This window comes from Pirellulales bacterium (genome assembly GCA_019636335.1).
In the GTDB taxonomy this organism is placed as follows: Bacteria; Planctomycetota; Planctomycetia; order Pirellulales; family JAEUIK01; genus JAHBXR01.
Genome location: JAHBXR010000020.1, coordinates 104,717 through 117,740, shown reverse-complemented (window position 1 = coordinate 117,740; position 13,024 = coordinate 104,717). Strand labels below are relative to the sequence as shown.

10 protein-coding genes are annotated in these 13,024 nt (G+C 63.1%); all 10 read right to left on the bottom strand.

Annotated features, from left to right (window positions below):
* Nucleotides 1–369: 369 nt before the first annotated feature.
* Nucleotides 370–2,439, bottom strand: coding sequence for a glycosyltransferase (locus KF708_18515; GenBank protein MBX3414688.1), 2,070 nt, complete (start codon nucleotides 2,437–2,439; stop codon nucleotides 370–372).
* Nucleotides 2,440–2,822: 383 nt separating this feature from the next.
* Nucleotides 2,823–3,707 (bottom strand): GyrI-like domain-containing protein, encoded by an 885-nt coding sequence (locus KF708_18510; GenBank protein ID MBX3414687.1) that lies wholly within the window; start codon nucleotides 3,705–3,707, stop codon nucleotides 2,823–2,825.
* Nucleotides 3,708–3,744: 37 nt separating this feature from the next.
* Nucleotides 3,745–4,134, bottom strand: coding sequence for a DoxX family protein (locus KF708_18505; GenBank protein ID MBX3414686.1), 390 nt, complete (start codon nucleotides 4,132–4,134; stop codon nucleotides 3,745–3,747).
* 47 nt (nucleotides 4,135–4,181) lie between these two features.
* Nucleotides 4,182–4,616, bottom strand: a complete 435-nt coding sequence (locus KF708_18500) for a VOC family protein (GenBank protein ID MBX3414685.1) — start codon at nucleotides 4,614–4,616, stop codon at nucleotides 4,182–4,184.
* 108 nt (nucleotides 4,617–4,724) lie between these two features.
* Nucleotides 4,725–5,492 carry a hypothetical protein gene (locus tag KF708_18495; protein MBX3414684.1) on the bottom strand — a complete coding sequence of 256 codons (768 nt, stop codon included), beginning with the start codon at nucleotides 5,490–5,492 and terminating at the stop codon, nucleotides 4,725–4,727.
* A 226-nt stretch (nucleotides 5,493–5,718) separates the two neighbouring features.
* Nucleotides 5,719–6,993, bottom strand: coding sequence for an RNA polymerase sigma factor (locus tag KF708_18490; protein MBX3414683.1), 1,275 nt, complete (start codon nucleotides 6,991–6,993; stop codon nucleotides 5,719–5,721).
* A 92-nt stretch (nucleotides 6,994–7,085) separates the two neighbouring features.
* The gene (zwf, locus tag KF708_18485; GenBank protein ID MBX3414682.1) at nucleotides 7,086–8,642 is read right to left on the bottom strand and encodes a glucose-6-phosphate dehydrogenase; all 1,557 of its coding nucleotides are present in this window, start codon (nucleotides 8,640–8,642) and stop codon (nucleotides 7,086–7,088) included.
* Between the two features lie 90 nt (nucleotides 8,643–8,732).
* A complete protein-coding gene (gene gnd, locus KF708_18480; GenBank protein MBX3414681.1) occupies nucleotides 8,733–9,710 on the bottom strand; it encodes a decarboxylating 6-phosphogluconate dehydrogenase in 978 nt (325 codons plus the stop codon).
* Between the two features lie 459 nt (nucleotides 9,711–10,169).
* A complete protein-coding gene (locus KF708_18475; protein ID MBX3414680.1) occupies nucleotides 10,170–10,589 on the bottom strand; it encodes a PIN domain-containing protein in 420 nt (139 codons plus the stop codon).
* 456 nt (nucleotides 10,590–11,045) lie between these two features.
* A complete protein-coding gene (locus KF708_18470) occupies nucleotides 11,046–12,689 on the bottom strand; it encodes a Do family serine endopeptidase (GenBank protein ID MBX3414679.1) in 1,644 nt (547 codons plus the stop codon).
* Nucleotides 12,690–13,024 lie beyond the last annotated feature (335 nt).

Here is a 13,024-nt window from a genome sequence, read left to right as displayed (position 1 = left end):
GGGACACACAATCGGCCACACCGCGCTGCAAGTACGCACCGCCGGCGCAATTGCGCGCGAGAACACTGATGCACGCAAAACACTACGCAGAAAGAGAAGCTTGTCGAAGCATTGCCCAGAGAATCATTGCTGCCCAGAAGCGATTTCGTCCCCTGACCATAGAAACCCGCGAGTTGATCTCGCGCGGTGGCCAGCCCATTCAGAATGAAACCGCGTCAATGCGCGATACTAGCGAATGAAAACGCAAATGCAATAAAAAAATCTTCAGTGGCACGGGCTGCGGGCGCGTGGCTTGGTGGGGAAGCAGCCGTGATGTTACCGCTATGCAGGACGGTCTGCGCGGTTGTGCTGGGCGATTGCCATGTGGTGCTATTGCGGTCGCGTCGGCAGACGGAAGGGTTCGATCTTGGCCGGTGAGATCATGTGCGGCCGGGGCGGTTGTTTGGCCGCGGGCTTGGCGGCAGTGGGGGTGGCGACTGGGGCCGGGGCCGCCGGTTTTAAACGCGCTAGCCTTTCTTGCGTGTCGCGCGAATCGCCACTGCGCGCCATTTCATGGCGCAGCATGGACTCGGCTTCTGCATGACGTCCCAGGGTCGAGAGGCAATAGGCCGCTTGATAGGCCACCAGCGGATGCGCGTAGCCGCTGCGCCGCGCGGCAGCGAGTTGATCGAGGGCCGGCTGCCAGAACCCACGACTCGACAGCACGACCGCCGCCATGAATTCGGCAAAGCCCCGCGACAACTCGACCTTGCTCGCCGAACGGGCGGTGAGCTCGACGGCCTCATCCGTGCGATCAGCCAGGAGCAACTCTTCGCAACGCGCTTGCAGCGTCGCGGCGGCCGAGGCTGGCGGTGTCGCCGCCGCGGCCTGAGATGGGATCGCCCCGGCGGACGCCGGCAGCCCCGCGTTGACTTGGAACTCGCCCACCTGCCAGGCAGCGCCATCGGCAGCCGGCGCGACCGCGGTCCTGGTCGCCGTGGCGGTATCCGAACCGACGGCGCCATGGCGCAGGATCGGCTCCAAGGCGGCCAGGTATTGCGGGATCTCCGGGTTTTGCGGTTCGAGCGCCAGCCATTCTTCGAGGATCGGTTGGGCTGCGTGCAGATCGCCATTCGCCAGGCGCGAGACGCTCAACCAGCGCAGGCACATGGGGCCTCGACAGCCACCCTGGTAGGCCGTTTCGAGATAGGCGGCGGCGGAAATCCAGTTCTGGCGATGTGCCTCGATCGCGCCCCGCACGGCGCTGCGAAACGCCTCGCGTTGGGGCATGTCGGCGGGCAACTCGTCGACGACGGCCAAGGCACGCTGGCCATCCCCCAGGCGCACCAGGATGTCGATGAGCCGCATCTGAATGCGTTGGACGCGGCCGTGCCGCTGGAGATGTCCTTCGAGCACGTTGCGTGCGGCGGCCACGTCTCCTTTCATCTGCAGCAGCAGCGAAAGGCAGATCGTGGCCACCTGGGCTACTTCGGCCACGTGCCACGTCTCGGGATTGATCTGTCCGTAGTCGACCGCCGTGCGGTAGGACCGCGCGGCGAGATCCTGGTGTCCCTGGGCCTGCAGGAAGCCCCCCATCACGCACAGCAACTGTGCGTCGAAGGGAAAGACTTCGAGCGCGGTCAGGCACGTCGCGATGCGCGCGTCGAGCGTCTGGTGCGCGGCACACGACTCGGCCAGCAGGCCGTAGTAGCCTTCGAGCATCTCGGTGGAGCCGCGTTCCGAGCGTTCGACCGCCGCGCGATAGCAGCCGGCGGCCTGCTTCGTCTGTCCCAGGTTCACCAGCGCGTCCCCCAGGGCCAGCAGCAGGCGCGGCTGTTCTCCTTGCTCGCGGATCTCGAGCTCCACGAGGCGGACGTCGCGCTGCGCTTTCAGCTTCTTGAGCTCGGCCTGATGATCTCGCGCGGGACGATGAATCCGCCACGGGGCGATTTCGATGGCCAGCCCTTGATCGATGATCGAGCGACGCATCGATTCCCGCACGCGCCCGGTGAAGGTTAGCCCGCGCATCTTCGGCACGAGTCGAATGCGGCCGACTTGCTCGGCGTATTGCGATGCGGGGGCCGCCGGGACCGAGACCATCAAGACGTAGGCCTTGGTCAGATCGACGATCGTGTCGAGGGCGCGGCGCAGGTCGGGGGCCGATGCGGCGTCGAGAGTCTCGCCCGCGTCGAGCCACAGCACCCAGGTCCCTCGGCAGGCGTCGTAGGCGGCGTTGCGCGGCGCGGAAAAATCGTCGCTCCAGGGACGCACGATCTGCCGCGCGCCATAGCGGGCGACAACGTCGAGCGTCTTATCGGTCGAACCCGTGTCGACCACGACAATCTCGTCGGCGATCGCGCGCACGCTTTCGAGCGTGGCTTTCAGGCCCTCGGCATCGTCGCGCACGATGATGGCGACGGACAAGGCGCGGTGCAGTGGCGAAATCGGCAACCCGGACATGGCAGAATCCCTTCCTCCCTGGCACGCTCGCAGTGAGCGCAGGCGCAAGCGCGGCGGCGCTTGGGCAGAAACCGAAGCGGCGGCAGTGTAATTGGCCTGCGCCACTGCTCAAAGGGCGCTTTTCGCTAGCAGGGCGTGATAGCACGCATGCTGGAACTCAGCGTGCGCGACCAAGGTCGGGTAGCACCGATCATTTTGCGGAAGGGGCTTGGCGACTACACACGACGTCGAGTCGCAAAATGGTCGGTGTTGCGCAGCAACCCGAGGATTGGCGCGATTTTACAAGACAACCGGCAAGTGCCCTGCCCCGCATGTCCTTTTGTCGCTGCACGACGGCACGATGCAGAGACTTTTCCCATCTCGATTGAAAAACGAACGAAGCGCTACGAAGCCAGCGCTACCCAGATCTCGATGCCCCCCATGCCAGTCTGTGGGTTGAAGTCTTCGCTGTAGCGCTCGAAGCTGGGGGATTCGGCCGGCGTGTGCCCCGAGTTCGGCAGCCACTTCGACCAGATCGCCTCGAGCGTCTCGGAGATCTTCGAGACGTGTCCGCGATGCGTGAACACCGCGTAACGCGCGGCGGGCAGTTGCACCTGCGTGAAGTTCCGCGGCAGCGTTCCCGTGTCGGTCACTTCGATGCCGGCCAGATAGTCGAAGCCGACGCCCGGCTTGTAGTTCCAGCAGACGCCGTACGACGCCTGCCCCACCTGGCTCGGCGAATTGCCGAGTTGCCGCGCGAGTCGCTCCCACTGCGTGGGAATGTTGACGCGCGTCTCGAAGGTGTACGTCTCGTTCAGTCCGGCGACCAGACGCTCGCGCCCCCGCTCGAAGCGCGGCGGGTCGAGCTTGTAGCGTTCAATCTCCGCGGCTAGGCGTTCCTCGCGCTCGCGTATCTCGGGCGTGGCATGCTCACCAAAATCCTCGAGGGTGTAAACCGGCCGGATTTCGATCTCCGAATCGGTGAGCATCGGGTTGGGGCAGCGCTTTACCCATTCGATGGCCTCTTCCATCGACTTGACCTGCCACATCCAGTAGCCGGCGACCAGCTCTTTCGTCTCGGCAAAAGGCCCGTCGATGACCGTGCGGTTCTTGCCCGAGAAGAGCACTCGTTTGCCGGCCGAGCTGGGGTGCAGTCCTTCGCCGGCGAGCATGATGCCCGCCTTGACCAGCTCTTCGTTGTAGCGGCCCATCTCGTTGAGCAGCTCTTCGCTGGGCATCACGCCCGCTTCCGAATCCTGGGTTGCCTTGACCATGACCATGACTTTCATGGGGGGAATCTCCCGGTGCTGTGGATGCTTGTGAGTTCTAGTCGCGAGGCGCCACTTGCTTGCCTAGCGCCAAGGTGAATATCCCGGGTTGCCGCAGGCCCAGGGCGATCCACATAACGATGCCCAGGAGGATCGGAAAGTAAAACAGATCGCTGATTCGCACGTGTGTCATCACCGCGCCGCCGAGGTAGCCCGTCAACAGAATCGCGGCGACGAAACCTGCTCGCGGCACCAGGAACAAGAGGGCCAGGGCGATCTCCAAGACGCCGATCTTCATGATCAGGTCGTTGGTGACTCCCATCTTGTCGAACATCTCGGCTTTGCCTTCCCACTCGATGAATTTGGGAACCCCGCTCGCGCCGATCAGGAACAGCGAGATGAGCACACTCAGAACCCAGCCGATGATGCGTGGTGTTTTCGAGGACATGGTGTTGTGCTGACCTGAACTGAAATGGATTGCCTGTGATTTTTTGTCTACGATTGTGGCGCTTCGCCCGGCACCATCACCATCCAACCGACATTGAATCGATCGGTGACCATGCCATAGCAGGGAGACCAGAAGGTCTTGCCGAGCGGCATATCGGCGTTGCCGCCGTCGGCCAGGGCGTTGAACGTTTTGTGAGCGGCAGCCTCATCCGCCATGGTCAGCGCCAGGCGGAATCCGTCGAACTTCGATTGGTCGTCGCAGCCGTCGGAGGCCATGACTCGGCAGTTTCCCACGACGAACGAGGCATGCATCACTTTCGTCTCGAAGCCTGCCTGCAACATGCCGGGAGGGGGAGCGTCGGGGCTCTCGTTGAACCGCATGACCATTTCGATCTCGGCGTCGAGCGCCTGGCGATAAAACTCCAGCGCCTCTTCGCAGCGGCCGGAAAAGAACAGATAGGGGGTAATGGCGGTCGTCATGATTGCTCCTGGTGCGTGTCGTTTTCCGTGGCGGCGGATTCGCAAGGCTGGGATCTCGAAGTCCCTTCGTTCATTAGTCGTGCGCGACGCAGGCGAATCGACCAGCGCGAGTTATTTTTCTGTCGTCAGCACCGGCGCGGGCAGGTCGTACACTTGGCGCACCTCGACCGCACCCACTCTTGCCCCCGAGTGCTGGGCTGCATAGTCGAGCGCCTCGTCCTGGTCCCTGGCCAGAATCAGATAGAAGCCCCCCAAGACTTCGCGCGTCTCGGCAAAGGGACCGTCGGTCACCGACTTCACGCCATCGCGCACGCGCACGCTAGTGGCGGTCGAAGTCGGATGCAATGGCGAGGCGCTCAGATACTGGCCTTTCGCGTCGATACGATGCGCCAGCGCGGCGGCCTCGTCCATCGCCGCACGCAGGGCCTCGGGGCCTGCGTTGTTCCAATACTCTTCGTCGTCGTAGCACAGGAACATGAACTTCTTGAGTTGCGATGCGGCGCCCGAAGGCTCGGCTTTCAGCTTTTCGCTGGGCAATCCCTCGAGTGGCATGATGGGCCGGATCTCGACGGTCCCCTTCTTGGCTGGAGGAAGCCGACTGGCGATGGCGATGGCCTCGTCCAGGTTCTCGACATCCAAGAGGTAATAGCCCCCGAGTTGTTCGACGGTCTCGGCAAAGGGCCCGGCGGTGACGAGTGGCTTCTGCTCGCGGACGCGCACCGTGGCCCCCGTCGCCACCGGATGGAGCGGCGAGGCCCCGATGAGTTGCCCCTTTGCGGCCAACTCCTGGCAAATCTCCAGCGAGGTCCCCACGCATTGGTTCCATTCGTCGGAGGTCCAGGCTTGCTCCGGGCTGTAGATCAACAGCATGTATTTCATCGCGATCTCCTCTGCGAGGTTTCTCTCGTCGAATGTCGTCCGGCCCTGCACGATCACTTGCCGTCGTACGCTTCTTGGAGCTTCTGGATGTCGAATTTGTCTTTCAACCAGTAGTCGAGCGCCGCCGCCACGAATCGACATCCGCCGGGCAAATCTTCGCCAAGATTTTCTCCGCCAGCCGCAAGCAGGGGGAGGGGGCCACGGCAACACGCTGGCGCGAAACGCCTTACGACGGCTGGCCGGCGCCTGGCTCGGCCAGCTCGTGCAGACATTGCCGCAGAAATCGCCGCTCGGGCTCCTGCCGGGCGAGAGCCAGGGCCCGTTCGTACGCGGTTCGGGCAGCTTCGCGCCGGCCCAGTTGCGAGTTGAACTTGCCCGCGGCCGCGTGGGCAAGATGATACTCCGCCAGATCGCCCCGTTCGAGAATCGCCTCGATCAGGGCGAGCCCCGCCTCGGGACCGGAGCTCAGGGCGACGGCCACCGCGCGATTCAATTCGACCACCGGCGAAGGATGGATCGCCAGCAGCGCATCGTACAGCGCGACGATCTGCGGCCAGTTCGTATCAGCGGCGTTTTTGGCGCTGGCATGTACCGCCGCGATCGCCGCCTGAACCGTATAGGCGCCAAACTGCCGGCTCGCGATTGCCCGCTCGACCAGTTCCAAACCCTCGGCGATCAGGCTCGCATCCCACTTCGTCCGGTCTTGCTGCTCGAGCAGGATGATATCTCCCTCGGCCGTGGCACGCGCCTCGCGGCGAGACTCCTGCAACAGCATCAGAGCCAGCAGTCCTTTAACCTCAGGGTCGGGCAGCAACTCGCTCAGCAAACGACCCAACCGGATCGCCTCCTGCGAGACATCGGGACGCGTCAGCGTATCGCCCGACGAGGCGGCGTATCCCTCGTTGAACACCAGGTAGATCACCCCCAACACCGAGGCGACTCGTTCCGGAAAGTCGGCAGCGCGGGGAATAGCAAACGGAATGCCCGCGTCGCGGATCTTCGCCTTGCCGCGCACGATGCGCTGCGCCATCGTGGCCGGAGCCGTCAGGAAGGCGCTGGCGATCTCTTCGGTCGTCAGGCCGCACACCTCGCGCAGCGTCAGCGGCACTTGCACCTTCGGGTCGATCGCCGGATGGCAGCAGGTGAAGATCAGCCGCAGACGATCGTCTTCGATCTTCTCGTCGTCGAAATCCTGGCCGCTGCTCGTGGCTTTGTCGAGCCGGCGCGAGATTGTTTCGAGTGAAGCGTCGAAGCGTGCCCGCCGCCGCACCGCATCGATCGCCTTGAAGCGACCGGCCGAGACGAGCCACGCTCGGGGATTTGCCGGCACGCCTTCGCGGGGCCACTGCTGGGCGGCCGAGGCGTAGGCGTCGCTCAAGGCCTCCTCGGCGAGATCGAAGTCGCCCAGCAACCGCACCAGCGTCGCAAACACTCGCCGCGAATCGGTGCGGTAACTCTCGTCCAGCGTCTGGCGAACGTGTGCGGCGTCAACACTGCTCATGTGTTCGCCACTTCGGGGCTAACACCAACTTCCGGACAGTCTCGGGCAAGCTTGTAGTGCCACACAGAGTATATGCCGTCACTACCCGGCTTTTAGAAATTCCGCCCAGCGGCCCAGAGTTTTTCTGCCGCGGGGGGGCCCCACGTGCCGGCCGTGTAGTTGGGGAAGTCGCGCGGCGGGAGCGATTGCCACACGTCGATCACCGGCTGCACCACCGACCAGCCCGCCATGACGAAGTCGTCGCGTTGGAAGAGGGTCGCGTCGCCGATCATGCAGTCGTAGATCAGCGTCTCGTAACCGGTCATCGTCGTGCCGCCGAAGTAATCCTCGTACGAAAAATCCATGTTTACGCCGCCGGTGCGCACCTCGAGCCCTGGCAGCTTCGCCGCGAAGCGCAGCGAGATCCCTTCGTCGGGCTGGATGCGCAGCACGAGCTGATTCGCCGCCAGATGTTCGACCGGCGTGCCCCGAAACAGCGAGAACGGCGCCCGCTTGAACTGGATCACCACCTCGGTAACTCGCTCGGGCAGGCATTTGCCCGTGCGCAGATAGAACGGCACGCCGGCCCAACGCCAGTTGTCGATCATCAGGCGCAGGGCGACGAACGTCTCGGTGTGCGAGTCGGGCGCGACCTGGGGCGCCGAGCGATAGGGGATGATCTGGCGGTCGCCGATCTTCCCCGCGCCGTATTGCCCACGGACGGCATTCTGTAGCACGTCCTCTGGGGCGAGCGGATGAATGGCACGGAGCACCTTCGCCTTTTCATCGCGCACGGCATCGGCATCGAACGAGATGGGAGACTCCATGCCCACCATCGCCACCAGTTGGAACAGGTGGTTGGGGATCATATCGCGTAGCGCGCCCGAATGATCGTAGTATCCGCCCCGTTCTTCCACGCCCAGGCTTTCGGCCACGGTGATGCGCACGTGGTCGATGTAACGGTGGTTCCAGATCGGCTCGAAGATACCGTTGGCAAAGCGGAAGACGAGGATGTTCTGGACCGTTTCTTTGCCGAGATAGTGATCGATGCGATAGATCTGGCTCTCGTCGAGCACGGAGCCCAGCTCGCGATTCAGCGCCGCGGCCGATTCCAGATCGCGCCCGAACGGTTTCTCCACAATGACTCGGCGCCAGCCGTGAGCCGGCATATCGGTGGCTGCCGAGCCAGCGGGAGGCGCCCCTTCGCGCGTCAGGCCGGCAGCGCCCAATTGTCGCACCACCTCGCCGAACAGCGTCGGCGAGATCGCCAGGTAGAACAGGCAGTTGCCCCCGGTCTGGCACTCGTGATCGACCTGCGAGATGGTCTCGCCCAGTCGGCGATACAGATCGGGATCGTGAAAGTCCCCCTTCACGTAATGCATCCGCGAGGCAAATCGTTCCAAGACCGCGGGGTCGATCTTGTTCGACTGGTACTGCACGTCCTCTTCGGTCATACGACGGCGGAACTCGTCGGTCGACAGCTCGTCGAAGGCCACGCCGATCACGGCGAAGTTTTCGCTGAGATGCCCCCCCTGCGCCAGATTGTAGAGCGAGGGCATCAGCTTGCGCTTCGTCAGGTCGCCGGTCGCCCCGAAGACGACAAAGAGGCAGGGACCGGCCGGAGCTGGACTGTTCGCATCGACCTGCGGCACGGCCTGGCCGTCCGTCATGGGAAACTCCTGTTGAGGATCATGCTTCGCTCGGTCATCGATCTGCACAGGCTGGCAGCCTGTGCATGGCGAACGCCCTTTCTGCGAGCGCTAGTGCGCCTCGACATGCCCGCCAAACTTGTTCCGCATCGCGGAGAGCACCTTCTCGGCAAAGCTGTGCTCTTCTCGGGAGCGGAAGCGCGTGTAGAGCGCCGCCGAGAGGACTTCGGCGGGCACGGCTTCTTCCAGCGCTGCGGCGATCGTCCAGCGCCCTTCGCCCGAGTCGTGTACGTAGCCGGTGAATTCCTTGAGTTGTTCGTCTTCTGCCAACGCCATCGCGGTGAGATCGAGCAGCCACGAACCGATCACGCTGCCGCGGCGCCAGACTTCGGCGATGTCGGCCAGGTTCAGTTCGTAGCGGCGATTCGCCGGAATGGCCTCCTGCAACACGTTGCGCATGATGTCGAAGCCTTCGGCGTAGGCCTGCATGACGCCATACTCGATGCCGTTGTGAACCATTTTGACAAAGTGGCCGGCTCCTGCGGGACCGCAGTGCAGGTAGCCCTTCTCGGCGGTGCTCTCCTTCGGATCGCGCCCCGGCGTGAGTGGGATATCCCCCTGGCCCGGCGCCAGCGTGGCGAAGATCGGCTCGATCCGCGCCACGGCCCCCTTCGGCCCGCCGATCATCAGGCAGTAACCGCGTTCGTACCCCCACACGCCTCCGCTGGTGCCGGCGTCGAGATAGTCGATACCCAGCGGAGCGAGCAGCTCCGAGCGGCGGACGTCGTCCTGATAGAACGAGTTGCCACCGTCGATGATGGCGTCTCCCTTCGCGAGGAGCTTGGCCAGCGCCTGCACGGTGCTTTCGGTGGGGCCGCCGGCGGGCACCATGACCCACACGGCTCGAGGGGCCTTCAGCTTGGCGACGAGATCTTCCAGGCTCGTCGCGCCCGTGGCCCCGGTTTCTGCCGCGACCTTTTTGACCGCGTCGGGGCTGAGGTCGAAGACGACACACTCGTGGCCACCGGCGATCAGTCGGCGAACCATGTTCGCCCCCATCCGCCCCAAACCGATCATGCCCAATTGCATGCGCAAGCTCCTCTCGAAAGCGGTCGCGTCACGTCCACCGGCAAATCCGGCGTTTCAGAAATATAACGCGCTGGAGGGCGACCGCAGCAGGAAGAGCGATTTTTCGGCTATGATGAGAAAATGCCAAATGGAAAATACAGCGATCATCCACTTACAGACATACTCGTACATGGGGGCGGGGTATATCCGCCTGACATCAACGACACCGTTCTTGAATTGGCTGCACTTCCGGGCTTTGAATCTATCCAGGAACGGGTAGGCCAGGTGCTGTTTGACAATTGGCCGTATTGGCAGAACGTTACACCGGACTTCGATTTGGTTAGAGCCACCTTGCGCGCGCTCCGCAAGGAAATCGAACCATGCGACCAATGAGATTGCGGATGGATATCAAGCTCGCCCGCTGCCGCTTTTTCGCACTAGGGCCCAAGAGGGATGGAGCGGAGTTGCCGGCCGACGCGACTATTCGCGCCAATTTTCAAGCGAAAGAGAGTAGCCCAGATCTGCAATCCGCTGAAAGTGCTTTGTATTAGCCGTGGCGAGCACCAAATCGTGCTGCAAGGCGATCGCGGCGATCATGGGATCGGCCCGACCGATCGATTGACCTGTACGCTCCAGTTCGCCGTAGATTTCTCCGGCAATGCTCGCGGCGTCTACGTCAAAAGCGAGCACTTCATCGTCGACCAGGTTCGTGAGGAAACGGAAGATGCGATCGGACTGTCTTGCTTGACGGAAGCCCTTGATGACTTCCATAACGGTAATGCTGGAGAATGTGAATCTCCCGAACTGTTGATGATAGAGCTCGGCTCGCTGCGCGACTTGGCGATTACGGTCCTTCAAGATTTCGGACAGGATGTCCGTATCGAGGAGCACCTTATTCATCGGTGGGAAGCCGGAGAGGATGCTTCTCTCGAGCGGAATTCGCAGACTCTACCACGGCATCCATGAGCTCGGGAGCATCTGCCATCAACCCTACGAGTCGGCTCTTCTTTCGATCTGACAAGGGAGCGGCTGGTGCGGCTTGAACCAATGCCACAAGACGCGCCTTTTCCTCGGGCGTCATGTGCAAGACAAGCTCTTCCAGCTTTTGCCATTCGAGTTGGGTCATATCCTTAGTCTAACATCGGCCCAGGCACGATGTCGATTTTCACGCCCGCATCGACGGCGTTCGAGGACCCGCTGCACTCGAGAAATACGCTCGACGAGAGTAGAAAATCGCGTCCGGACGCCGGCGACGGGTGGGGTTCCCGACGCCGGCATCCGGCCGAGGTGATACCTCGTGGCGCGACGGAGGAGGTTCATGCTGGTGCGAAGCTCGCACCTAGAAAATAGTCCAACTTACCGGGCCTGCTTCAACACCACGAAGCGCGAGCCACCCTGCGTGCGCACGAGCAGCAAGACTTCGTCGCGATTGTCATTGGCCTTGACCGCGGTACGGAAGTGGTCGAGCGAATGCACCGCGGTGCGATTCACTTCGCCGATCACCATGCCGGGCTCGATCCCAACTTCGGCGGCGGCACTACCCGGCGTGACGTTCGTCACCACCACGCCGGTACCTACCGCCACCTTCAGCTTTTTGGCGACCTCCGGCGTCAGCGTGCCGACCTCGAAGCCGAACTGCTCGAACTCGGCCGAATCGACCTTCGGCTGCGCGGGCTGTTCCTCTTCGCCGGTCGCCAGGGCCACCTGGCCAAAGTCACCCGGCTGTTCGCGCATCGTCATCTGGAGCGTGATGCGCTCCTTGCCGCGATACACCAACAGCGGCTGGCGCGAACCGATCTCGGCCTGCTCGACAAATCCCTGCAACTCACGAGGCTCGCTCACCGGGTGTCCCGCGAAGTGCAGGATCACGTCTCCGGCGTTCAGGCCTGCGTCGGCGGCCGGCGTGTTCGGAAACACATCGGTGACCAGCACGCCTTCGCGCGTCTTCACGCCGAACTGCATGGCCAGGTCGTGCGAGACGGGTTGAATCGCCACGCCGAGATAGGCACGTCGCACCGAGCCGGTCTTCACGAGCTGATCGCTGACCCAACGCGCCAGGTTCATCGGCACGGCAAAGCCAACGCCGCTGTTGCTGCCCGTACGCGACGAGATGGCCGTGTTGATGCCGATCACCTCGCCATCGAGATTCACGAGCGGACCACCCGAATTGCCGGGATTGATGGCCGCATCGGTCTGCAGGAAGTTTTCGCGGGCCGTGATGCCGATGCCTCGTCCCTTGGCACTGATGATGCCCGAGGTGACGGTCCCCTCCAGGCCGAAAGGCTGCCCGAGCGCCAAGACCCAATCGCCCACCTGCATCTGTTCGCTATCGCCGGTGCGTGCGAAGGGCAGGTGCTCCCCCGCTTCGATCCGGACGATGGCCATGTCGGTCTTGGGATCGGTCTTCACGTCGGTGGCGATATATTCGCGCCCGTCGTGTAAACGGACGCGTACACGGCCGCCCCCCGCAACGACGTGGTTATTCGTGAGGATCACACCCGCCGGGTCGATAATCACTCCCGAGCCCAGACCGACCTGCCCGTGCGGTTGCGGGTGCTCGGGCTGTTGCCGGAAGAAGGGAGCCAGCTCGGGATGCTGCTGGCGAAAACGCTCGCTTGAGGGGTTATCTCCTTGTGCCGGCCTTTCAGCTTCGTTCGACTGGTCGCTTCCCCGACTGACATGTTCTTCGTGCGGGGTGGTCTGAATCATCACCACCGCCGGCAACACCTGCTCCGCGGCATGACGGAAGGCCCGCGACAGGCTCCGCGCATAATTCGTCTCGGCCGCCGCGACGGGATCCTGCGCCGGACTGTTCGCGCTATTGGCGGCTCTCGTCGTGGGAGAAGAGTTCAATGGGGGCGCCGCGAGCTTACCCGGCCTCGGCTGGTCGGGGGCGGCGATCGACGGCAACGAGGTCGCGATGGCGGCACTGGCCACGGTCACGACGGCCGCCAACGCGACGGCGAATTTCTGACTGCGAGTAGGGTTCCTTTCCTGCATGGGCGAATGCCTCCTCCTCATAACGATTCGTCTTGAATGGATGGTGCTCGAACGGGCCGTGCCACCTTATCACGTCGTGCGCACGCAAGCCCGGTACCATCTCTACGAGCGCTATAGGCCGAAACGTTCGAGCTTGTGAAAGGATTCACACGTTCCAGCAGACCGCGGGCTCCTTGTCGTGGTGCGCTGCGCGATTTGTTTTCAGCGTGGCCACCAACTGTCCGGCATGTGTTCAAATTGTGGCCAAAAACAAGACTCTTCGTGCCTCGAAAAGATTCTGAAAAACAACTTGGCGCGGTTGTCGTAGTAGTAATCGGCAGGCCGTGACGCGTGAC